The organism is Streptomyces sp. DT2A-34, assembly GCF_030499515.1.
GTDB lineage: Bacteria > Actinomycetota > Actinomycetes > Streptomycetales > Streptomycetaceae > Streptomyces.
On record NZ_JASTWJ010000001.1, the window covers coordinates 2,790,197 to 2,812,972 of the forward strand.

Annotated in this window: 16 protein-coding genes and 4 pseudogenes; 6 read left to right on the forward strand and 14 right to left on the reverse strand. The window is 71.4% G+C overall.

The features are described 5' to 3' along the window. Positions 1 to 135: 135 nt before the first annotated feature. Positions 136 to 3,147, reverse strand: a complete 3,012-nt coding sequence (locus tag QQM39_RS12070; RefSeq protein ID WP_301996688.1) for a bifunctional diguanylate cyclase/phosphodiesterase — start codon at positions 3,145 to 3,147, stop codon at positions 136 to 138. A gap of 390 nt (positions 3,148 to 3,537) precedes the next feature. Beyond that, positions 3,538 to 4,479 (reverse strand): 2-hydroxyacid dehydrogenase, encoded by a 942-nt coding sequence (locus tag QQM39_RS12075; RefSeq protein ID WP_301996689.1) that lies wholly within the window; start codon positions 4,477 to 4,479, stop codon positions 3,538 to 3,540. A 76-nt stretch (positions 4,480 to 4,555) separates the two neighbouring features. On the opposite strand from QQM39_RS12075, the gene QQM39_RS12080 reads away from it, so the two are divergent. From QQM39_RS12080 to QQM39_RS12100, 5 genes and pseudogenes are all read left to right on the forward strand, one after another. Further along, positions 4,556 to 5,554, forward strand: coding sequence for an aldo/keto reductase (locus tag QQM39_RS12080; protein WP_301996690.1), 999 nt, complete (start codon positions 4,556 to 4,558; stop codon positions 5,552 to 5,554). 91 nt (positions 5,555 to 5,645) lie between these two features. Next, a pseudogene (locus QQM39_RS12085) lies at positions 5,646 to 5,762 on the forward strand (aldo/keto reductase); the annotation flags it as partial. A 79-nt stretch (positions 5,763 to 5,841) separates the two neighbouring features. Then, positions 5,842 to 5,970, forward strand: a pseudogene (locus tag QQM39_RS12090) (aldo/keto reductase); the annotation flags it as partial. Between the two features lie 79 nt (positions 5,971 to 6,049). Further along, positions 6,050 to 6,178 (forward strand): annotated as a pseudogene (locus tag QQM39_RS12095) (aldo/keto reductase); the annotation flags it as partial. Positions 6,179 to 6,538: 360 nt separating this feature from the next. Next, positions 6,539 to 7,672: a sorbosone dehydrogenase family protein gene (locus QQM39_RS12100; protein WP_302003555.1), complete on the forward strand. Its 1,134-nt coding sequence runs from the start codon at positions 6,539 to 6,541 to the stop codon at positions 7,670 to 7,672. A 10-nt stretch (positions 7,673 to 7,682) separates the two neighbouring features. Here the strand turns inward: QQM39_RS12100 and QQM39_RS12105 are convergent, their stop codons facing one another. The 7 genes from QQM39_RS12105 to QQM39_RS12135 all read right to left on the reverse strand — a co-directional run bounded on the left by QQM39_RS12105 (position 7,683) and on the right by QQM39_RS12135 (position 15,505). After that, complete coding sequence (locus tag QQM39_RS12105; protein WP_301996691.1) at positions 7,683 to 7,892, reverse strand: DUF6191 domain-containing protein; 210 nt, start codon at positions 7,890 to 7,892, stop codon at positions 7,683 to 7,685. A 38-nt stretch (positions 7,893 to 7,930) separates the two neighbouring features. Beyond that, entirely contained in the window at positions 7,931 to 10,984 is a 3,054-nt protein-coding gene (locus tag QQM39_RS12110) for a helix-turn-helix transcriptional regulator (RefSeq protein WP_302003556.1), read from the reverse strand. Between the two features lie 107 nt (positions 10,985 to 11,091). Further along, positions 11,092 to 11,274, reverse strand: a complete 183-nt coding sequence (locus QQM39_RS12115) for a hypothetical protein (RefSeq protein ID WP_301996692.1) — start codon at positions 11,272 to 11,274, stop codon at positions 11,092 to 11,094. Positions 11,275 to 11,481: 207 nt separating this feature from the next. Next, positions 11,482 to 12,060, reverse strand: a complete 579-nt coding sequence (locus tag QQM39_RS12120) for a hypothetical protein (protein WP_301996693.1) — start codon at positions 12,058 to 12,060, stop codon at positions 11,482 to 11,484. A gap of 35 nt (positions 12,061 to 12,095) precedes the next feature. Further along, positions 12,096 to 12,701, reverse strand: a complete 606-nt coding sequence (locus QQM39_RS12125; protein ID WP_301996694.1) for a GNAT family N-acetyltransferase — start codon at positions 12,699 to 12,701, stop codon at positions 12,096 to 12,098. Then, complete coding sequence (locus tag QQM39_RS12130) at positions 12,679 to 14,925, reverse strand: MMPL family transporter (protein ID WP_301996695.1); 2,247 nt, start codon at positions 14,923 to 14,925, stop codon at positions 12,679 to 12,681. The genes QQM39_RS12125 and QQM39_RS12130 overlap by 23 nt, the downstream gene beginning before the upstream one ends. 211 nt (positions 14,926 to 15,136) lie before the next feature. Then, positions 15,137 to 15,505: a hypothetical protein gene (locus tag QQM39_RS12135; protein WP_301996696.1), complete on the reverse strand. Its 369-nt coding sequence runs from the start codon at positions 15,503 to 15,505 to the stop codon at positions 15,137 to 15,139. A gap of 188 nt (positions 15,506 to 15,693) precedes the next feature. Here QQM39_RS12135 and QQM39_RS12140 point away from each other — a divergent pair. Next, a pseudogene (locus QQM39_RS12140) lies at positions 15,694 to 16,498 on the forward strand (cyclopropane-fatty-acyl-phospholipid synthase family protein). Positions 16,499 to 16,558: 60 nt separating this feature from the next. On the opposite strand, the gene gatB reads toward QQM39_RS12140, so the two are convergent. The 5 genes from gatB to QQM39_RS12165 form a co-directional block, all read right to left on the reverse strand. Then, positions 16,559 to 18,073, reverse strand: coding sequence for an Asp-tRNA(Asn)/Glu-tRNA(Gln) amidotransferase subunit GatB (gene gatB / locus QQM39_RS12145; RefSeq protein ID WP_301996697.1), 1,515 nt, complete (start codon positions 18,071 to 18,073; stop codon positions 16,559 to 16,561). A gap of 15 nt (positions 18,074 to 18,088) precedes the next feature. Next, the gene (locus QQM39_RS12150) at positions 18,089 to 18,319 is read right to left on the reverse strand and encodes a hypothetical protein (protein ID WP_302003557.1); all 231 of its coding nucleotides are present in this window, start codon (positions 18,317 to 18,319) and stop codon (positions 18,089 to 18,091) included. Between the two features lie 8 nt (positions 18,320 to 18,327). After that, positions 18,328 to 19,836, reverse strand: a complete 1,509-nt coding sequence (gene gatA / locus QQM39_RS12155) for an Asp-tRNA(Asn)/Glu-tRNA(Gln) amidotransferase subunit GatA (protein ID WP_301996698.1) — start codon at positions 19,834 to 19,836, stop codon at positions 18,328 to 18,330. Between the two features lie 6 nt (positions 19,837 to 19,842). Then, positions 19,843 to 20,139 carry an Asp-tRNA(Asn)/Glu-tRNA(Gln) amidotransferase subunit GatC gene (gatC, locus tag QQM39_RS12160; RefSeq protein ID WP_007384860.1) on the reverse strand — a complete coding sequence of 99 codons (297 nt, stop codon included), beginning with the start codon at positions 20,137 to 20,139 and terminating at the stop codon, positions 19,843 to 19,845. A 171-nt stretch (positions 20,140 to 20,310) separates the two neighbouring features. Next, entirely contained in the window at positions 20,311 to 22,545 is a 2,235-nt protein-coding gene (locus QQM39_RS12165; RefSeq protein WP_301996699.1) for a bifunctional diguanylate cyclase/phosphodiesterase, read from the reverse strand. Positions 22,546 to 22,776 lie beyond the last annotated feature (231 nt).

Consider the following 22,776-nt stretch of genomic DNA (forward strand, 5'->3'; position numbering starts at 1 on the left):
GAGGGGAGCGCGCCGGGTGGGGTCGCTGGGAGTTCCGGGTCTGTCCGGACGTCACCAGCTTCAGCCGACGCGCTTTCCAAGTACGAGAATTCGGGTGCGCATGGCACTGACCCTCTCCCCGGCACGCACCCACTGTCAAGTAGGTGGGACGGGAGTCTCATTATGTGAGCGAAGGGCACTGCCGCCTCCGAGGACAGCGGTCACACCACTGGTGTACACCCCTGACCCGCCTCCCGCGAACGCGGGCTCCGCCGGTCCGTGCGGTACCGGATAGCGGCCGGAACCGAGCGCCCGGCGCAGCCGGTACTCGTCCAGCGGACCGGAGAACGCCATGCCCTGCCCGTGCGTGCACCCCATCGCGCGCAGTGCGACCACCTGTTCCGGCAGGTCCACACCGTCGGCCACGGACTGCAGCCCGAGGTCGCCGGCGATCCGCAGCAGCCCACTGGTGATCTTGTGCAACCGCGCGGACTCGACGACTCCCTCGACCAGGCCGCGGTCGAGCCTGACCACGTCGACGGGCAGTCGGCGCAGGGCCGTGAGCGCCGCGTAACCGCTGCCGAAGCCGTCCAGGGCGACCCGGGCACCGGCTCTGCGCAGGCCGCTCAGGCGGCGCTCCAGTTCATCCAGCGAGACACGGGGGTCTAGGTCGGACAGCTCGATGATCAGTGAACCGGACGGCAGCCCGTGCCGGGTCAGCAGCGCCTCGATCGAGCCGAGCGGCGTCGACCGGTCCAGCAGCCGGCGCGCGCCCACCCGCACGGCGACAGGTACGGCGAGCCCGGTCGCGGCGCGCTCGGCGGCCTGCTCGACGGCCTCCTCCAGCATCCAGCGGCCCAGCTCGGCGGTCTTGTCGCTGTCCTCGGCCACCCGCAGGAACTCGGCGGGCGTGAACAGCACCCCTTGCGAGGACCGCCAGCGCGCCTGGGTGGCGATCGACGTGATCCGGCCGTCCTCCAGACACACCACCGGCTGGTGCAGCAGCGCGAACTCGCCGTCGTGCAGCGCGGCACGCAGACGCGTGGCCAGCTCCGCCTTGCGTACGACGTCCTGCTGCATCTGCGGCTTGTACAGCTCGACTCGGCCCTTGCCGCCCGCCTTGGCGCGGTACATGGCCAGGTCGGCGTTGCGCAGCAGCTCCCCCGCGCCGAGGCCGGGCTCGGCGAAGGCGACACCGATGGAGGCGTTGACACGGACATCGTTGCCGTCGATGAGGTAGGGCTGCGACAGCGTCACTCTGAGGCGGTCGGCGAGCTCCAGGATGTGTCGTTCGCGGGCGGTGCGGTCGCGGGTGTTGTCCCCGGCGATCAGGGCCGCGAACTCGTCGCCGCCCAGCCGGGAGGCGGTGTCCCCGCCCCGGACCGCCTCCTGGAGTCTGCGGGCGGCCTGGACGAGCAACTCGTCCCCGGCCTGGTGTCCGATCGTGTCGTTGACGCCCTTGAAGCCGTCGAGGTCGATGAAGAGGACGGCCGTGTTGCGCAGGGCGATGCCTCGATCGGAGGCACGGCGGCCGGACAGGGCCTGCTGGACCCGCTTGGTGAACAGCGCGCGGTTGGGCAGGTCGGTGAGCGGGTCGTGCTCGGCGTTGTGCTGGAGCTGCGCCTGCAGGCGCACTCTTTCGGTCACGTCCCGGCTGTTGAAGATGAGGCCGCCGTGGTGGCGGTTGACGGTCGACTCGACGTTGAGCCACCCGTCCTCGCCGGACCGGAAGCGGCATTCGATGCGCGTAGTGGGTTCCTCAAGGGGGCTGGCGGCGAGGAAGCGGCGCACCTCGTGCACCACGCAGCCCAGGTCCTCCGGGTGGATGAGATTGGCCAGTTCCGTACCCACCAGCTCCTCGGCGGTGCGGCCGTAGACTCCGGCGGCGGCCGGGGAGACGTACCGGAGGATGCCGTTGGGCGCGGCGATCATGATGACGTCGCTGGAGCCCTGCACCAGGGAGCGGAAGTGGTTCTCCTTCTGCGCCAGCTCCTGGGTGAGGGTGATGTTGTCGAGCAGCATGATGCCCTGGCGCACCACGAGGGCGAGCACGACCGTGCCGCCGGTGATGAGCACCACGCGGTCGACGCTGCGGCCGTTGAGCACGTTGTAGAGGATCCCCAGCGTGCAGACGGCGGCGGCGAGGTACGGCGTGAGCGCGGCCAGGGAGCCGGCGATCGGCCGGTTGGCCGGGTACCGGCTGTGCTCACCTCCCGGCGCGGGCGCGTGGTGATGGCTTGCGCCGCGCTGTCCGGGGACGTGCTCGTGCACCACGCGCGTGTGCCCCGACCCGTCCTGCCGTTCGCCCTCCGCGTTCCGCGGCGCGGCCCACGGGGCGTACGCCAGCAGCAGCGAGCCGGCGAACCAGCCCGCGTCGAGCAGCTGGCCGGAGCGGTAGCTGTTGTGCAGCAGCGGCGAGGTGAACAGGGCGTCGCACATCACGGTCAGGGCGAGGGCGCCGATCGCGGTGTTGACCGCGGTGCGGTTCGCCGACGAGCGGCGGAAGTGCAGCGCGAGCACCATGCTGACCAGGGCGATGTCGAGCAGCGGGTAGGCGAGCGAGAGCGCGGTGTGCGCCACGCTCGCCCCGCCGTTCGAGTCGAGCTTGGCGGCCTGGGCGAGCGCGAGGCTCCACGCCAGGGTCAGTAGCGAGCCGCCGATCAGCCAGGCGTCCAGCCCGAGGCAGACCCAGCCGGCCTTCGTCACCGGCCGCTTGGCGAGCACCAGGAGTCCCACGATGGCGGGCGGCGCGAAGCACAGGAAGAACCCGTCGGCGTAGGAGGGGCTGGGCACGGGCTGTTCGAGGACGACCTCGTACCACCCCCAGACCAGGTTGCCGAGGGCCGCCATGGCCGAGGAGAGGGCGAACAGCAGCCAGGCCGGCCGAAACCGGATATGGCGGCTACGGGCGTAGCGGAAGCAGGACACGGCGGCGGCGCCGGCCGCGGCGGCCAGCCCGAAGTCGCCCATGATCAGCGCGACTTGGTCAGAGCCCCAGCCGACCGCGGAACCGACGGCGTATGCCGCACACAGCAGGGCCAGCACGAGTTGGGGGACGAACCCCGAGCCGCCGCCGATGGACGGCCGGCGGGGCAGCATCGCCGCCGACGAGGGCTGTGCCCGCAGCGCTCCGTCGAGGGTGGTCGTGGGAGAGGGTGGCGAGCTCACCGGGCCCTCCCGGTCCGCGCCGCCCCCGGGTCCCGAGGGTCCCGGTGCGCTGTGTACGCATGCCGCCTGCGGCTGCTGTGCCTGCGGTGGTGGTGACTGTGATGGCAGCCGTGAGCGCCGTGGTGGCCGCGTCTGCACGCGGACGTTCGCCAGGGTCGTCGGCGGCCCCGCCGCGTCGGGTCGTTGGTCCATAGGCCGTGCATCGCCCGTCGCCCCCCTCACAAATCTGAAATATCCATCCCCGGCGCCGAACGTACGCGGCGCAACCCCTGTCCGGACGATACACCAGTCTCGTCACTCAGGGACATAGCGCCTCTACGCTCCGTGACGACCAGCGCATATGCGAGTACGGACCGCTTCCGGGAGGTTGCGGAGGGTGCTCGAAGCGGACTACGCCCCTGTCGTAAGGATCACGTTGCGCAGGGGCTCCCGGTTCACGTAACGACTCAACTGGTCCACCAGCAACCTCTTCGCGCGGGGCAGGAACGCCGACGTCGGTCCGCCCACATGCGGGCTGATCAGCACGCCCGGCGCACGCCACAGGGGGTGTTCCCGGGGCAGCGGCTCGGGGTCTGTGACGTCCAGGGCGGCGGTGACGCGCCCGGTCTCCAGCTCGGCGAGCAGCGCCTTGGTGTCGACGACGGCTCCACGGGCGACGTTGACCAGCAGCGCGCCGTCCTTCATCCGGGCCAGGAAGTCGGCGTCGACCAGGTGCCGGGTGGCGTCCGTCAGGGGCGTGGACAGGATGACGACGTCCGCTTCCGGGAGCAGGGCGGGCAGTTCGGTGAGCGGATGCACGGGTCCGCGCGCCGTGGTGCGCTCAGAGCGCGCGACGCGCGCCACCCGCGCCAGTTCAAAGGGTGCGAGCCGGTCCTCGATCGCCGCCCCGATCGAGCCGTATCCCACGATGAGGACACTCTTGTCCGCCAGCGCCGGCCGGAATCCGCCGAGCCACTCCCCCTTGTCCTGCGCCCGCACGAAGTCGGGGACGCCGCGCAGCGAGGCGAGGATCAGCGTGAGGGTGAGCTCGGCGGTGCTCGCCTCGTGCACCCCGCGCGCGTTGCACAGCTTCACGCCCGGCCGCAGGTGCCTGAGGCCCGCCTCCACATGGTCGATGCCGGCGGAGAGCGTCTGCACGACCTGCACCGAGCTCATCTCCGGCAGCGGACGCTGCCCGAGCGCGGGCGCCTTCATGTACGGGACGACGTAGAAGGCGCACTCCGCCGGGTCGGCGGGGAAGTCCTCGGCGCCGTCCCAGAAGCGGTAGTTCGGGCCCTCGGGGAGGCCCTCGATCTCTTCCGGCGGGATGGGGAGCCACACATCAGCAGTCATGCTCTGGAGGCTATGTCAGGCGAACAGGTGTGCAGAGGTTAGGTTGGGGTGCCGGAAGAGGGAGGGTTACGGCCAGGTGGAGCGCAGGACGTTGGGCGCGGCGGCACTCGCGGTGGGAGCCGTCGGGCTCGGGTGCATGCCGATGAGCTGGGCGTACAGCTCGTCGCGGCAGCGGGGCGAGGAGTCGCTCAGGGCGGTGCACCGGGCGCTCGATCTGGGCTCGTCCCTGCTGGACACGGCCGACATGTACGGTCCGTTCACCAACGAGCTGCTGCTGGGGCGGGCGTTGAAGGAGCGCCGCCAGGACGCGTTCGTGTCGACCAAGGTCGGTCTGCTGGTGGGCGAACAGCACATCGTGGCCAACGGCCGTCCCGGCTATGTGAAGCGGGCGTGCGACGCCTCTCTGCGCCGCCTGCAGACGGACGTGATCGACCTCTACCAACTGCACCGCGCGGATCCCGAAGTCCCCATCGAGGAGACGTGGGGCGCGATGGCGGAGCTCGTGCAGGCCGGAAAAGTACGGTCGTTGGGGCTGTGCGCGATGGGTGCGCGGGGCGGCCGCCGCTCGGGAACCCGCCTGCACGACACGACGATCCGCCAGCTGCAGCGGGTGCAGCAGGTCTTTCCGGTGAGCGCCGTGCAGGCGGAGCTGTCGGTGTGGTCGCCGGAGGCCCTGGAGACGCTGCTGCCGTGGTGCGAGGCACGCGACGTCGGCTTCCTGGCGGCCATGCCGCTGGGCAACGGCTTCCTCACGGGCACACTGACCCCGGGCCAGGGCTTCGAACCGGACGACGTCCGCGCCCGGCACCCGCGCTTCACCGCGGAGATGATGGCGGCGAACCAGCCGATAGTGGCCGGCCTGCGCCGAATAGCGGCCCGGCACGGGGACGGGGTCACGCCCGCACAGGTGGCGCTGGCGTGGGTGCTGGCGCAGGGCCGGCACGTGGTCCCGGTGCCCGGGGCCAAGCAGGAGCGCTGGGTGACCGAGAACACGGGGGCCGAGGGGGTGCGGCTGACGGCGGAGGACCTGACGGAGGTCGCGGAGCTGCCGCGGGCACTGGGGTCCTGGGACTGACGGCGCGGCCGTCGGGGTCTGGCACTGACGCCGCAGCCGCCAGGGTCTGGGACTGACGGCACAAGTGTCGAGGCCTGGACCGACGCCGCAGGGAACCTGCAAGGAGCGCTGGGCGACCGAGAACGCGAGGGCTGAGCGAGTGCGGCTGACGGCGGAGGACCTGACGGAGGTCGCGGAGCTGCCGCGGGCGCTGGGGTCCTGGGACTGACGGCGCGGCCGTCGGGGTCTGGGACTGGGGCCGCAGCCGCCAGGGTCTGGGACTGACGGCACAAGTGTCGAGGCCTGGACCGACGCCGCAGGGAACCTGCAAGGAGCGCTGGGCGACCGAGAACGCGAGGGCTGAGCGAGTGCGGCTGACGGCGGAGGACCTGACGGAGGTCGCGGAGCTGCTGCGGGCACTGGGGTCCTGGGACTGACGGCACAGCCGTCGGGGTCTGGGACTGGGGCCGCAGCCGCCAGGGTCTGGGACTGACGGCACAAGTGTCGAGGCCTGGACCGACGCCGCAGGGAACCTGCAAGGAGCCCTGGGCGACCGAGAACACGGGGGCTGAGCGAGTGCGGCTGACAGCGGAGGACCTGACGGAGGTCGCGGAGCTGCCGCGGGCACTGGGGTCCTGGGACTGACGGCGCGGCCGTCGCGGGCCTGGCACTGACGCCGCAGGGATCCTGGGACCGACGCCGCCGGGGTCCCGGACGACGTTCGCCGGGCTCAGGTCCAGCACCTCCCGGGAGGGACCGTAACCGGACGGGATGGGCGGGGACCAGCCGGAGACCGGGTGGGGCCCGGGCAGAGGCCGGGCGGGGACCGGGCAGAGGCCAAGCGAGGACCGGGCGGAGGCCAAGCGAGGGCCGGGCGATAGCCCGGGCGGGTGATTCAAGGTTCATGGATCGGGAACCTGTGAGGCGTCGAGCGGTGTAAGAAAAGTAGAACTCCGCCGCTTCGAAGGGACCTTGATCGTGCAACGTCGAGTTGTGACGGCCGCAATGGCCACGGCCGCGCTCCTGCTGACGGTCGGCTGTTCCTCCGAAGACGGGGGATCACCGGGGCAGGCCGGGAGCGCGGCATCGAGCACTACGGGGTCGGGGTCGCCGCCTTCCCGGGCGGCCGAGGAGACCCCGCCGGCACAGGGCTCGGTCAAGGTGCTGCGCACGGTCGCCGAGGGCCTGAACACGCCCTGGGGCCTGGCCCCGCTCCCCGACGGCGACCTGCTCGTCTCCTCCCGCGACGAGGCCACCATCACGCGGATCGACAGGGAGACGGGTAAGAAGTCCGAGCTGGGCGAGGTACCGGGGGTGTCACCGGCGGGCGAGGGCGGCCTCATGGGCCTGGCGCTGTCGCCGGACTACGCCTCGGACCACATGGTCTACGCGTACTTCACCTCGGCCTCGGACAACCGCATCGTCCGGATGCTGTACGACGAGCAGAAGCCGTCGGGCGAGCGGTTGGGCGCGCCCGACACGATCTTCAAGGGCATCCCCAAGGGCTTCATCCACAACGGCGGCCGAATCGCCTTCGGCCCGGACAAGATGCTGTACGCGGGCACGGGCGAGAGCGGCGACACGGGCCTGTCCCAGGACAAGGAGTCCACGGGCGGCAAGATCCTGCGCCTGACACCGGAAGGTGAACCGGCCCCGGGCAATCCCTTCCCCGACTCCCCCGTGTACTCGTACGGCCACCGGAACGTCCAGGGCCTGGCCTGGGACGCCGAACAGCGCCTGTTCGCCGCGGAGTTCGGCCAGGACACCTGGGACGAGCTGAACGCGATCAAGCCGGGCGACAACTACGGCTGGCCGGAGGTCGAGGGCAAGTCCGACGACGCCCGGTACCACAACCCACTGGCCCAATGGGGCACGGACGAGGCCTCCCCCAGCGGCATCGCCTATGCCGAGGGCTCCGTCTGGATGGCCGGCCTGAAGGGCCAGCGCCTGTGGCGCGTCCCTCTGAAGGGCACGGAGGCCTCGGCGGACCCGCAGGCCTTCCTGGAGAGCGAGTACGGCCGGCTGCGGACGGTGGTGTCGGCGGGCGGCGACAAACTGTGGGTGACGACGAGCAACACGGACGGCCGGGGCAGCCCGAAGGACGGGGACGACAGAATCCTGGAGGTGCGGGTGAGCTGAGGAGCCGCCCTCACTCCTCCCCGTCGTCGTCCTGGTCCTCGTCGAACTCCCCGGCCGTCGGCTCGGGCTGCCGTACGACCACCTTCCCGGACGCGAGATCTATCGGTCCGCGCCCGGGGTCGTTGTCTCCGACGTCCTCGCGGGTCAGTTCCAGACGGTTCTGTTCGTCGCGGGTGTGTTTGCGGCCGGGTGCGAAGAGTTCCTCGAACGCGTTGAACACGGAGCCTCCCGGGGCCATCGTCCTTTACAGCGTAAACCTCAGCCACTCGTCCCAGACGTGAGCGTTTCGGCCGGAAACAGCCCCATCCGATGTGCCACCGCGGCCGCCTCGCCCCTCCCCGAGACGCCGAGTTTCCCCAGGATGTTCGACACATGCACGCTGGCCGTCTTCGGGGAGATGAAGAGTTCCCCGGCGATCTGGCGGTTGGTGCGGCCGGCGGAGACCAGGCGCAGGACGTCTCGTTCCCGGGTGGTGAGGCCGAGGGAGCCGGCCGGGTCGGTCGGGGGCGGGGCTGCGGTGAGGGTGAGGCGGGCTCGCTGGGCCAGGTGGGTCGTGGCGTCGGCGAGGGGGCGGGCGCCCAGGTGGACGGCGGTGGCCCGGGTCAGGCGGAGCAGTTCCGTGGCGCGGGCGCGCTCGTCCTCGCCGCCGATCGCGAGCAGCGCCTCGGCCAGACGGTGGCGGACCTGGGCGAGGTCGTAGGGGCGCTCCAGGGCCTCGAAGGCGGTGATCACGTCCGACCAGGTGTCGGGGGTGGCCCGGTTCTCGGCCCGGGCGAGTTCGGCTCGGGTCCACTTCTCGTAGGCCAGCCACAGCGGTGCGCCGGTGGTGAGCTTGCGGGTGGCCTCGAAGAGCCGTTCCAGGAAGGCGGCGCGGCCCTGCTGCGCGGCGGGCAGCGCGTGGCCGCGGGCGTCGGACTCGACGACGGCGGCGGCCAGTAGCAGCGGCCAGGCGTAGCGCTGGCTGCCGGGCGGGAAACCGGCGCTCAGGACCCGGTCGGCCTCCGCGCGGGCGTCGAGGAGGCGGCCCTCGGCGGCGGCTGTGCCGACGGCGAGGCAGGACATCCGCAGGCTGTTCTGCGGCATGGGGTCGTGCGTGCCGTAGGCGGCGCGGCCGGCGGCCAGGTGGCGGGCGGCCTCGGCGATGTCGCCCCGGGCGAGCGCGAGGTGGGCGAGGCTGTTGGAGCCGCCGCCGCGCGGCCTGGCGGACTGCCCCGTCCGCTGGGCGTTGACCGCGGCTTGGGCGGCCTCGTCCCAGTGGCCGAGGGAGATCAGTGACTTGGCGAGGTTCGCCCAGACCCAGGCCTCGGAGTCGCGCAGGCCCCACTCCTGGGTGAGGCGCAGGCCCTCGCGCAGGATGCCGACGGCGTCCTCGGAGCGGCCGATGCCTTCCAGGACGGACGGGAGGTTCACATGGCTGCGGCCCACCACGGTGGTCAGGCCGCGGGCCGTCACCTCGTCCCTGACCTCGTACATCTGGGCCAGCCCGGCCTCGATGTGCCCGGCGTCGACCAGGAGTTGGCCGAGCGTGAGGCGGGCGTTCAGTTCGATGTCCTCGGCGCCCACCATGCGCGCGTACTCGACGGCGCGCTCGGCGGCCGACATGGCCTCGGGGCCGGGGTCGCGCAGCATCGCCCAGTTGGCCGAGGTGGCCAGCACCTCGGCGTGCACCTCGGACGGCGGCAGGCCGCGCACCAGTTCCTTCGCGGTGCCGAGTTCCTGCCAGCCGTCGCCGCGGGCCAGGGCCTCGACCAGGCGGGAGCGCTGGACCCAGAACCAGGCGGCGCGCAGGGGGTCGCCGCCCTCGTCCTCCAGGAGGCGCAGGGCCCGCTTGGTGATCTTCAGGGCGCGTTCGCGCTCCCCGCACAGCCGTCCGGCGACGGCGGCCTCGGCCATCAGGTCGAGGTAGCGCAGGGGTGTGGTCTCCGGGTCGCAACCGCAGGGCGGGTAGACCTCGGTGTAGTCGACGGGGCGCAGCTTCGCCCGGACGTCCTCGGGTGCGGAGTCCCACAGCTCCATCGCGCGTTCCAGCAGCCGCAGTTGCTCGGAGTGGGCGTGCCTGCGGCGGGCGGTGACGGAGGCGTCCAGGACGGCGGGCAGGGCCTTGGCGGGGTCGTGGGCGTGGTACCAGTAGCTGGCCAGGCGCATGACGCGCTCGTCGGCCGGGACGAGCGTCGGGTCGGCCTCCAGTGCTTCCGCGTAACGGCGGTTGAGGCGGGAACGCTCGCCGGGCAGCAGATCGTCGCCGACGGCCTCGCGGACCAGGGAGTGGCGGAAGCGGTAGCCGTCGCCACCGGGTGCGGCGATGAGGATGTTGGCGTTCACGGCGGCCCGCAGCGCCTCGATGAGGTCGTCCTCGGCGAGCCCCGCGACGGCGGCGAGCAGCCGGTACTCGACGGTGGAGCCGCCCTCGGCGACGATCCGGGCGACCCGCTGGGCGGCCTCGGGCAGCCCCTCCACCCGCACGAGGAGCAGATCGCGCAGGGTGTCGGTGAGGCCCGTGCGGCAGCCCTCGTGGGCGGCGACGGCGAGTTCCTCGACGAAGAAGGCGTTGCCGTCGGAGCGTTCGAAGATCTCGTCGACCTGGGCCGGATCGGGTTCCGTGGCGAGGATGCCGGCGATCTGGCGGCCGACCTCGGCGCGGTTGAAGCGGCCGACTTCGATACGGCGGACCGTGCGCAGCCGGTCGAGTTCGGCGAGGAGCGGACGCAGCGGGTGGCGGCGGTGGATGTCGTCGGAGCGGTAGGTGGCCAGGACGACGAGGCGGCCGGTGCGCAGGGTGCGGAAGAGATAGGCGAGGAGGTGGCGGGTGGAGGCGTCGGCCCAGTGCAGGTCCTCCAGGGCGACGACGACCGTGCGGCCGGCGGCGACGCGCTCCAGCAGGCGGGCGGTGAGTTCGAAGAGGCGGGCCATGCCCTCCTCGTCGGACCGGTCCGTCCCGCGGGACAGCGCCGGATCGCTCAACTCGGGCAGTAGCCGGGCCAGTTCCTCGTCCTGCCCTGCGGCCGCGTCGGCAAGCTCGCCGGGGAGTGCGCGCCGCAGGGCTCGTAGCGCGGTGGAGAACGGCGCGAAGGGCAGCCCGTCGGCGCCGATCTCCACGCAGCCGCCGAGCGCGACGACGGCGCCCGCGCGGCCGGCGGCAGCGGTGAACTCCTCGACGAGCCGCGTCTTGCCGACCCCGGCTTCTCCGCCGATCACCAAGGCCTGCGGGTTGCCTCCGGCGGCAAGGGCGAGGGCGTCGTTCAGGGTCTCCAACTCGGTTGCGCGGCCGACGAACACGGGGCTTACGGACTGGCTCTGCACGGGCCCGAGCATCGCATGCACGACTGACAGCCCGGCACCGGTTTTCTGGGGGCTGCCGCCCCCCGGACGGGCTGGATGACCCGGGCCGGCGCCGACCCTCACCCCCGTGTCCCCCGCCTTCACGCGGCACGCGGATGCCGGTGCCTGCGGAGGCGCCACGTATGCGCCTCCGCCTCCGCCGCGCCCTCAGCGGAGCGCTTCGCGGCGCGGCGGCCGCGGACGGCCTCGCGGACCAGGCGTTCGTGCTCGGCCTGGCGGATCAGTTCGGCGGCACGGAGGTGCTGGAGCTCGTACTCGTACATGGCGGATCCCTCGTTTTTCCTGGTGAGAGTCGGATTTCGGGCTCGCTTGGTGCGATGCCTCCACCTTCGTCTCCCAGGCGGGTCCGCCACATCGGGAGAGTTCCGCATCTTCGGCGGCGGGGGGTGCCTCAGACACGCGTAAGGGGCCTCAGAGCGCCGTCCGATGTGCTTACGGCGGCCCTGAGGCCCCTCGGGACCTGCGGTGATTCAGCCCACTGACGGCACGCCGAGCAGGACGTCGGTGTACTTGAGTACGGCCAGCAGCAGGCCGATGACGCCCAGCGAGACACCGCCCCAGGCGACCGACTTGATCCACACGGCCTGCGGCTTGCCGGGCGCCCCGAACGCGGGCCGGGCGAGCACGACGACGCCGACGATCAGCGCGAGGAGCGCGAAGGCGCCGGCCCACAGGGCGGTGGCGTTCCAGGCGTCCCCGTAGCCCTGCTCAAGAAGCTTGGAGACGTTCTGGGACGACGACGTCGAGGACTCCAGCTGGGCGTAGAGGGACTGCCGCGCTGAGGCGACCGTACCGAGCCAGCCGCCGCTCAGGGAGACAAGGCCGAGCGCCGCGGAGACGACCGCGCCCGCGCCCTGGCCGACGCCGGAGGGGCCCTCTTCCGTCGCCTCGACGGCCACCTCTTCCTCGGTCTCGTCGGTCTCCGTCGCCTGGTCGGCGTCGGCGGAGCCGGTGGCGTCGGTCGTCTGGACGACGTCCACCTTCTCCTCGTCGGTCTTCACCTCGGTGCCGCTGTCGGCGCCGGTCTCGTCCACTGTCTTCGTTCCCATGCCTCGCACCGTACGGACGCTGTCTGAGAGGTCTCTTAATGATCGAGTAATGATCGAGAGGACTCTTCATGGTCGTTGTGGGCGGCACGCGCGCGTGCCTCACGCCACTCGGGGGCCAGGATCGACCACACCTCGAGGTCGTGCCGCACCCCACGATAGGGGTAGCTCTCCCGCCGCACGCCCTCGCGGGTCATGCCGAGGCGCCGGGCCACGTTCAGGCTGGGCGTGTTCCCGGCGGCGGCGATCCACTCGACGCGGTGGATGCCGCGCCGCTCGATCGCGAAGTCGATGAGCACGCGCATCGCGCGCGTGACGAGCCCGCGGCCGGTGCCCGCGGGTTCCAGCCAGCAGCCGATCTCGCAGTTGGCGTTCTCCGCCTCGAAGTTGAGGAAGAGCACGCCGCCCACGAGTTTTCCGTCCAGCCAGATGCCGTGCAGGGATCCGGTGTCGGCGGCGCGCATGTCGGCGTACCGCTGGAGTGCCTCGCGCGCGGAGTCCACGTCGACGGCCTTGGAGCCGAAGGGGACGTACTGGTTGATGAAGTCCCTCCCCCGCTCCAGGTGGGCGAGGAACTCCTCGGCGTGCCACGGCTCCAGGGGCCGCAGTTCGGCTCCGTCGTCACCCAGCGATATCGCGTACATCCCGCTGTCGCTCCTCCCCCGCCAGCACGTCCGCCACCTCGGCGTCCGTCACGGCGGCCAGCCTCTCATGGGCGGCACGGGACTCGGGCGGCTCGATGCTGATGCGGGGCATGCGCTGGTCGAGCCAGCGGGGCAGCCACCAGTTGGCGGCGCCGAGCATGTGCATCAGGGCGGGGACGAGGAGTGTGCGCAGGACGAAGGCGTCCAGGGCGACGGCGGCGGCAAGGGCGATGCCGAACATGGCGATCACGCGGTCACCGCTGAGGACGAAGGCGAGGAACACCGAGATCATGATGACGGCGGCGGAGTTGATCACCCGGCTGGTCTCGGTGAGGCCGACCCGGACGGCCCGCCGGTTGTCACCGGTCTCCAGCCACTCCTCGTACATCCGGCTGACGAGGAAGACCTGGTAGTCCATGGAGAGGCCGAACAGCACCGACACCATGATGACCGGGAGGAAGGGCTCGATCGGACCCGCGCGGCCCAGGCCCAGCAACTCGCTCCCCCAGCCCCACTGGAAGATCGCTACGACGACGCCGAAGGCGGCGGCGACCGCGGCCACGTTCATCACCGCGGCCTTCAGAGGTATGCCGACCGACCGGAAGGCGAGCAGGAGCAGCAGACAGCCCAGGCCGATGACGACCCCGACGAACAGCGGCAGCTTGCCGACGATCACGTCGGCGAAGTCGTCGTAGCCGGCCGTCATACCGCCGACGTGCACATCGAGCGAGGTGCCGGTCTCGGCGCGCGGCAGGACCTCGGAGCGCAGCCGGTCGACGAGGTCGCTGGTCTGCCGCGACTGCGGGGAGGACTCCGGTACGACGGTGAGGTACGCGGTGTCGCCGCCGGTGTTGTACGTCGCCGGGGTCACCGACGCGACGCCCTCGGTGTGGCGCAGGGTGGCGTCGAGGTTGTCGAGGGCGAGCTTGTCGTCGCCGCCGTCGACCTTGGTGACCAGGGTGAGGGGGCCGTTCACGCCGGGGCCGAAGCCGTCGGCGAGGAGGTCGTAGGCCTGGCGGGTGGTGGAGGACTCCGGGTTGTTGCCCTGGTCGGAGGTGCCGAGGCGCAGGCCGAGGGTGGGCAGTGCGAGGACCGTGACGACGGCCAGGGCGATCGCGCCGAGCACCTTGGGGTGGCGCTCCACGAACGCCGACCAGCGGGCGGCGAACCCGGTCGGCAGCTCGGGCTCGGGCCCGTGCTCCGTCAGCCGGCGCCGCTCGCGGCGGCTCAGGGCGCGCAGGCCGATGAAGGACAGCAGGGCGGGCAGCAGGGTCACGGAGGCCGCGACCGTCAGGACCACGGTCAGGGACGCGGCTATCGCGACGCCGTTGAGGAAGCCGAGCCGGAGGATCAGCATCCCGAGCAGGGCGATGCACACCGTGGCACCCGCGAACACGACCGCGCGTCCGGTGGTCGCCACGGCGTTCGTGATCGACTCGGTGACGGACAGCCCGCGTTTCAGGCCGCGCCGGTGCCGGGTGACGATGAACAGCGCGTAGTCGATGCCGACGCCGAGCCCGATGAGCATCCCGAGCATGGGCGCGAAGTCGGCGACGGTCATGGCGTGCCCGAGCAGCACGATCCCGGCGTACGCGGTGCCGACGCCGACCAGCGCGGTGGCGATGGGCAGCAGTGAGGCGGCGAGCGAGCCGAAGGCGAGGAACAGCACGACCGCGGCGACGGCCACCCCGACGACCTCGGCGAGATGCCCGCCCGGCGACTCGGTGAGCCCCACGGCGCTCCCGCCCAGCTCCACCTGGAGTCCGTCGGCCTCGGCGGCCTTGGCCGCGCTCACCACGGCCTGCGCCTCGCCCTTGTCGAGGTTCTCGGCGCCGGTGTCGAAGGTGACGGTGGCGTACGCCGTGTGCCCGTCCTCGCTGATCTGCGCGGCGCCCTGCTTGTCGTACGGGCTGCCCACGGCCGCGACGCCGGGCAGGTCCGCGATCTCGCCCAGGGTGCGGGTCATGGTCTGTTCGACGTCGGCGGCGCGGACCGTGCCGGACTCGGTGTGCCAGACGACGGTGTCGCTGTCGCCGCCGAGGCCGGGGAAACCGTCCTGAAGCAGCTGGGTGGCGCGGCCCGACTCGGTGCCGGGGACCTCGTAGTCGTTCGAGTAGGCGGAGCCCGTGACGGCGGCGGCCGCGCTCACCCCGCCGAAGGCCAGGAGCCACAGCAGGAGGGGGAGGAGGCGGCGTTGTACACACCAGCGTGCGAGGGCTGCCACGAACGAGCTCCCAGGGGCGATTTATGGATCTTTGACCGGGAACAGTCGTTCATGAAGTGAACAGCCCGCAAAGAACGCGTGAGCGATGTGAAGCAAACTCTTGCAGGCGAAAATGATCGTTTGCCGCGTTCGTGGGTTTATTCACACGAGTGGGAGGCAGATCACAGGACAGTAACGGCCACTCTGTCGTTCGTGAGTGACGCCTTTCACATCAGTCGAACTGATCCCCCAGTGCCATCACCATCACGCCGGTCACGAGCAGCCACAGCGCCCGGCGCGTACGACCCCGCGAGCCGAGGAAGGCGGCGAGCGCGCAGACGGCGGCGCCGAGCGCATAGGCGGCCGGGACGAGGGCCGGCGCGGACCCGGTGGCCCGTATCGCCGACGCGGACAGCCCGGCGAGCGTCAGAAGCATCCCGGCGGCAGCAGCCGTCCAGCGGGCCCGCCGCGCCACCTGCGCCGGGTCCTCGACGTCCTCCGGTTCCTCGACATCCACCAGTTCCTCGACGCGCTCGTCCTCGGGCGCCTCGGTCCGGTCCTCCCTCGTCTCGGATATCTCGGAATCACCGCGTCCACTCATGGCGGGCGAGCGTAGCGCGTCGCGCTGAGAAACCGGATGCGGGTCCGCAGGGCGGGCTGCTAGCTTCCGAAGGTCAGCCGTTGCCGCGGCACATCGCCGCCGACCTGGGCAGGTGCATTGTTTGAGCGTCCGGCCGAGCTCCTCCGTATCCCTTTCCGTCTTCCAGGACTCAAGGAGCCCGTTCACCGATGCCAGACATCACCCCGAGGACCTCGAGTGAGGACCTCACCAAGCGGCTGACCCACGCCCGCTACCCGCGCAGCAACAGCTACGACGTCCGTTGGGTCATCGAGAACCAGATGGGCCCGAACGCACTGTGGCTGCTGGAGTGGCTGGCCCCCGCCCTCGGCCTGGAAGCCCTGCGCCCCTGCGCCCGCGTCCTCGACCTGGGCTGCGGCCGGGCGATGACCTCGGTCTTCCTGGCCCGGGAGTTCCACGCCCAGGTCACCGCGGCCGACCTGTGGGTCAAGCCGGACGAGAACGCGCAGCGCATCTCCGAGGCCGGTTTCGCCGACCGGGTGCTGCCCTTGCACACCGAGGCGCACGACCTGCCGTTCGCGGAGGGCAGCTTCGACGCGATCGTGAGCATCGACGCGTACCAGTACTTCGGCACGAACGACCTGTACCTGCCCACACTTGACCCGGCTGCTCAAGCCGGGCGGGCGGATCGGGGTCGTCGTACCGGCCCTGCGGGAGGAGCCGGACGGCATCGAGCCGCCGGAGCATCTCAAGCAGTGGTGGCAGCCCGACTTCTGGTGCTTCCACACCGCCGACTGGTGGCGTCGGCACTGGGCCCGCAGTGGCGCCGTCGAGGTCGAGACGGCCGACTGGCAGCCGGACGGCTGGCGGGACTGGCTGCTGTGGTGCGACGTGATCGCCGAGGAGAGCCCGGAGGAGTTCCATCGCACCATGGCCCGTGAGGTCGGTGAGATGGTGCGGGCCGACGAGGGCCGCACGCTGGGCTTCGTACGGGTCGTAGGACGCCGCCTCTGACAACGCGCCGAGGGGGACGCACCGGTGGCGGCGCGTCCCCCTCGGTTTGCCGAAAGAGCCTCAGCCCTCGCTGACGCCCAGCTTCTCCAGGATCAGCTCCTTGACGCGGGCCGCGTCGGCCTGACCCCGGGTCGCCTTCATGACCGCGCCGACCAGCGCGCCGGCCGCGGCCACCTTGCCACCGCGGATCTTGTCGGCGATGCCCGGGTTGCCGGCGATGGCCTCCTCGACGGCGGTGGTGAGGGCGCCCTCGTCGGAGACGACCTTCAGACCGCGCTTGTCGACGACCTCGTCCGGGGTGCCTTCGCCCGCGAGAACGCCCTCGATGACCTGGCGGGCCAGCTTGTCGTTCAGGTCACCCTTCGAGACCAGCTCGGTGACCCGGGCGACCTGCGCCGGGGTGATGGCCAGCTCGTCCAGCGACTTGCCCGACTCGTTGGCGCTGCGGGCGAGTTCGCCCATCCACCACTTGCGGGCGGAGGCCGCGTCGGCACCGGCGTCGATCGTGGCGACGATCGGCTCCAGGGCGCCGGCGTTGAGGATCGCCTGCATGTCGGTGGCCGAGATGCCCCACTCCGCGAGGAGCCGGGTACGACGGGCCAGCGGCAGCTCGGGAAGGGCCGCCCGGATCTCCTCGACCCACTCGCGCGAGGGGGCCACCGGCACCAGGTCCGGCTCGGGGAAGTACCGGTAGTCCTCGGCCTCTTCCTTCACACGGCCCGAGGTCGTCGACCCCGTGTCCTCGTGGAAGTGCCGGGTCTCCTGGATGATCGTCCCGCCGCTGCTCAGCACGGCCGCGTGACGCTGGATCTCGTAACGGGCCGCACGCTCCACGGACCGCAGCGAGTTGACGTTCTTCGTCTCCGAACGGGTGCCGAACTTCTCGGTGCCGTTCGGGCGCAGCGACAGGTTCACGTCGCAGCGCATCTGCCCCATCTCCATGCGGGCTTCCGACACACCGAGCGCCTTGATGAGCTCGCGCAGCTCACGGACGTACGCCTTCGCCACCTCGGGGGCACGCTCGCCCGCGCCCTCGATCGGCTTGGTGACGATCTCGATGAGCGGGATGCCGGCGCGGTTGTAGTCGAGGAGCGAGTGCGAGGCGCCGTGGATACGGCCCGTCGCGCCGCCCACGTGGGTCGACTTGCCGGTGTCCTCCTCCATGTGGGCGCGCTCGATCTCCACACGGAAGGTCTCGCCGTCCTCCAGCTGAACGTCCAGGTAGCCGTTGAAGGCGATCGGCTCGTCGTACTGGGAGGTCTGGAAGTTCTTCGGCATGTCCGGATAGAAGTAGTTCTTCCGGGCGAAGCGGCACCACTCGGCGATCTCGCAGTTCAGCGCGAGACCGATCTTGATCGCGGACTCGACGCCGGTCGCGTTGACGACCGGGAGCGCGCCGGGCAGGCCGAGGCAGACGGGGCAGGTCTGCGTGTTGGCGTCCTGCCCGAGAGCGGTCGAACAGCCGCAGAACATCTTGGTCTTGGTGCCGAGTTCGACATGGACCTCAAGGCCCATGACGGGGTCGTACGACGCGAGTGCGTCCTCGTACGACACCAGGTCGGTCGTGGTGGTCACGGTGAAACTTCCCTCTCAGCCCAGCAGGACGTCGTCGTCGCCCAGCCGCTTCAGCTCGCGGTAGAGGATGGCGAGGCCGGTGACGATCGCGGTGGCGGACACGGCGGCGTCGAGCAGACGCAGCGTGTCGCTCTCCACGCGGGCCTTCTTGGCCTGCTTGACGACGTTGACCGCACCGAACGCGGTGGTGGCCATGGACAGGTACAGGCCGGACTTGGACTTCTTGAAGCCCTTGGCCTTGGACATTGCCTTACTCACAGCGACGGTGCCTCCTCGATCAGCGGGTGGCCCCACTTTTCCACGAAGGCCGCCTCGACGGCTGCCCCGACCTTGTACAGCCGGTCGTCCTTCAGCGCCGGGGCGATGATCTGCAGGCCGACCGGGAGGTTGTCCTCCGGGGCCAGACCGCAGGGCAGCGACATGGCCGCGTTGCCCGCGAGGTTCGTCGGGATGGTGCACAGGTCGGCGAGGTACATCGCCATCGGGTCGTCGGCACGCTCGCCGATCGGGAAGGCGGTGGTCGGCGTCGTCGGCGAGACGATCACGTCGACCTGCTCGAAGGCCTTCTCGAAGTCGCGGGTGATGAGCGTACGGACCTTCTGGGCGGAGCCGTAGTACGCGTCGTAGTACCCGCTCGACAGGGCGTACGTGCCGAGCATGATGCGGCGCTTCACCTCGGGACCGAAGCCCGCCTCACGGGTGAGGGAGGTGACCTCCTCGGCGGAGTGCGCGCCGTCGTCGCCGGTCCGCAGGCCGTAGCGCAGGCCGTCGAAGCGGGCGAGGTTGGAGGAGCACTCGGAGGGCGCGATCAGGTAGTACGCGGAGAGCGCGAGGTCGAAGGACGGGCAGTCCAGCTCGACGATCTCGGCGCCCAGCTCCTTGAGCAGAGCGACGGACTCGTCGAAGCGCTGGATGACGCCGGCCTGGTAGCCCTCGCCGCGGAACTGCTTGACGACGCCGACGCGCATGCCCTGGACGCTGCCGTTGCGGGCGGCCTCGACGACCGGCGGGACCGGGGCGTCGATGGACGTGGAGTCGAGCGGGTCGTGCCCGGCGATGACCTCGTGGAGCAGGGCCGCGTCCAGGACCGTACGGGCGCAGGGCCCGCCCTGGTCCAGGGAGCTGGAGAAGGCGACCATGCCGTACCGGGACACGGCCCCGTACGTCGGCTTCACGCCGACCGTGCCGGTGACGGCGGCCGGCTGGCGGATGGAGCCGCCGGTGTCGGTGCCGATGGCGAGGGGCGCCTGGAAGGACGCGAGCGCGGCGGCGGAACCACCGCCGGAGCCGCCGGGGATCTTGGTGAGGTCCCAGGGGTTGCCGGTCGGCCCGTACGCGCTGTTCTCCGTGCTCGACCCCATGGCGAACTCGTCCATGTTGGTCTTGCCGAGGATGACGACGTCAGCGGCCTTGAGCTTCTTGGTGAGGGTGGCGTCGTACGGCGGAATCCACCCTTCCAGGATCTTCGAACCGACGGTCGTCGGAACGCCCTCGGTGGTGAAGATGTCCTTGAGCGCGAGGGGAACGCCGGCCAGCGGACCGAGCTTCTCGCCCTTGGCCCGCTTCTCGTCGACGGCACGGGCCTGGGCCAGGGCACCCTCGCGGTCGACGTGCAGGAAGGCGTGCACCTTCTCGTCGACGGCCTCGATGCGGGCGAGGTGAGCCTCGGTGACCTCGACCGCGGTGAGCTCGCCGGAGGCGATCTTCGCGGCGGTCTCGGCAGCCGTGAGCTTGATGCAGTATTCGATGTTTTTGGCCGTCATGACTTCTTAGTCCTCCCCCAGGATCTGCGGCACCTTGAAACGCTGCTGCTCCTGGGCCGGGGCGCCGGAGAGCGCCTGCTCGGGGGTGAGCGAGGGACGGACCTCGTCCGCGCGCATGACGTTCGTCAGCGGAAGCGGGTGCGAGGTCGGCGGTACGTCTTGGTCGGCGACCTCGCTGACGCGGGCCACCGCGCCGATGATGTCGTCCAGCTGGCCGGCGAAGTGTTCAAGCTCTTCGGGCTTCAGCTCCAGACGCGCCAGCCGGGCGAGGTGGGCGACCTCCTCGCGCGTGATGCCAGGCATGCAGCGATCCTCTGGGGTGAGTGAGTGTGGTTTGGGGCCAATCCTATGGGGCGGGGGCTGGTGCCCGTGAAACGGTTTCCCCAGGGGGGCCGGACTGCAACGCGCAGGTGAGCCGTTGGCGCCCGGAACTCCTACACGCGGGGAGGTCGCCACGCCCCCCGTGCGTGAACCTCACTCCGCCGCAGGAAGCGCCGCCTTCGGCCGCACCCACCCCCGCGAACCCCGCGCCCGCAGCCACGCCGTCGTCTCCTCCGCCGGCATCGCCGCCGCGACCAGCCAGCCCTGTACGGCGTCGCAGCCCAGGTCCCGCAGGCGTTCCCACGTCTCGTCGTCCTCGACGCCCTCGGCGACCACGAGCAGGCCGAGCGAATGCGCCAGGTCCACCGTGCAGCGCACGATCTCCGCGTCCTCGTTGTCCACCGCCAGCCGGGCCACGAACGAGCGGTCGATCTTCAGCTCGCTCACCGGCAGCCGTCTGAGGTGCACGAGGGACGAGTACCCGGTGCCGAAGTCGTCCAGGGACATCTTCACGCCGTGTCCGGTCAGCCCGGCGAGGGTGTCGGCGGCGCGCTGCGGGTCCTCCAGGAGGACGTGTTCCGTTATCTCCAGCTGGAGCGCTCCCGCCGGGACGCCGTGCCGGGCCAGGCGCGCGGCGACGGAGCCGGCGAATCCGGGGGTGTGGACGTCGCGCGGCGAGACGTTGACCGCGACGGGCACGTACAGGCCCTGGGAACGCCACTGCGCCACCTGTCCGAGCGCCGTCTCCAGCACGTACTCCGTCAGGTGCGGCATCAGCCCCGAGGACTCGGCGATCGCTATGAACTCGTCCGGCGGCACCTTCCCCCGCTCGGGATGCACCCAGCGCACCAGGGCCTCCAGGCCGGCGACCTGTCCGTCGAAGCGGACCTTCGGCTGGTAGTGCAGCTCGACCTCGTGCGCGTCGAGGGCTCGGCGCAGATCCCCCAGCAGGCCCAGCCGGTCCGGCGTGTTGGAGTCCCGCTTCGACTCGTAGACCTCTACGCCCGTGCGGTCCCGCTTCGCCTGGTACATCGCCACGTCCGCGCGTCGCAGCAGCCCCTCGGCGTCGAGGGCGTGGTCGGGGAAGACGGCGACGCCGGCGCTCGCCTCCAGCACCAGGGTGAGCCCGTCGAGGTCGAGCGGGGAGCTGAGGGCGGTGACGAGGCCGCGGGCGACCCGGGTCGCGGACGTCGTGGAGTCGGCGACGGGCAGTAAGACGGCGAACTCGTCACCGCCGAGCCGCGCGGCCTCCGCTCCGCGGGGCAGGGCGAGGCGCAGCCGGTCCGCTATCTGCAACAGCAACCGGTCACCGGCGAGATGACCGAGCGTGTCGTTGACCGATCGGAACCGGTCGAGGTCGATCAGCATCAGGGCGGATCGGGCACCGATGCGCTCGGCGTCGTCGAGCGCGGTCCAGATGCGCTCCAGCAGCCACTGCCGGTTGGGCAGTCCGGTCAGCGGATCGCGCAGCTGCTCCTCCGCCCTGGCCCGCGCGATCCACAGGGTGGAGTCGAGGGCGATGAGGGGGATGGAGAACAGCGGCAGCAGCAGGGGCTTGGCGGTGGCGACCACACAGACCAGCGGTGTGATGCCGAGCAGGGCGACAGCGACCAGACCTTGCCTGACCAGCGCGGTGCGGGCGACGGTGGGCAGGCCGCCGCGCGGGGCGTGCAGATACCAGATCAGGACCCGGGTGACCGCGAGATAGGCGGCGGCGACGAGGACCACGCCGGGGGCGGTGTAGAGCGTCCAGGTGTCGGGGTTCAAGGGGTTCTCGACGGTCGGCACCCGACCGAAGGCTGCCAGCACGAGGGCCCCGGCGGCGATGCCGAGGATGTCGACCGCGCCGTGCAGCACGCCCTGGCGCCAGCGGCCCCGGCGGGCTGTGCCGACCAGGACGACGACGGTGAGGCTGACCATGCCGGCGGGCACCCAGCCGTACAGCATCAGCACGGCGAGGGTGAGGGCGGCGCCGGAGCCGGTGCCGCCCCACCAGCGGGCGCGGCCGAGCGCGACCAGGTGGCCGACGATGATGCCGGTCAGCACGGCCAGCGACCAGCCGACGGTGCCGGACGGAAAGAGGGCGTGGTGGCCGGTGAAGGCCCGGTAGAACCCGGCGCCGAGGACGAACCCGGCCGCCGCGACGACCGCCGCGGGCAGCGCGGGCCAGGACAGGTGCCGTTCGTGTTCGGAGCCCGGCAGGTCGGCGGCGTGCTCGGCACCGAGCTGCACGGTGCTGCGACCCTCCGTCGCGGTGCGCTGCCCGGCGGCGCTCCCCGCGCCTGTTTCCGAGCGCGAACGCTCCGCGGTCCGCGTCGCCCACTCCCGCCACACGCCGGCCATCCGGCGCAGCGGTGAGTTCGGGGCGGCGCTCTCGGTCGGTTCCATTCCCGTCCCTCTCACAGCCGGCGGTGCCCACGCCACGCGGCCCGATGCCTGACAACAACCTTGAACGGCACCGCGTTGGAAAACCCTTCCCCTCGCCCTTGAAAGCCCTCTCAGAGCAAGGGGATGCCCCAACCGCAGCTGGGCACGGCAGGCGCACCCCTCAACAGTAGGCCGCAGAAGGCTTCCTCGGGCACCGGTCGTCAACGGTTGCCCGAATGCGCCCCAGCCACC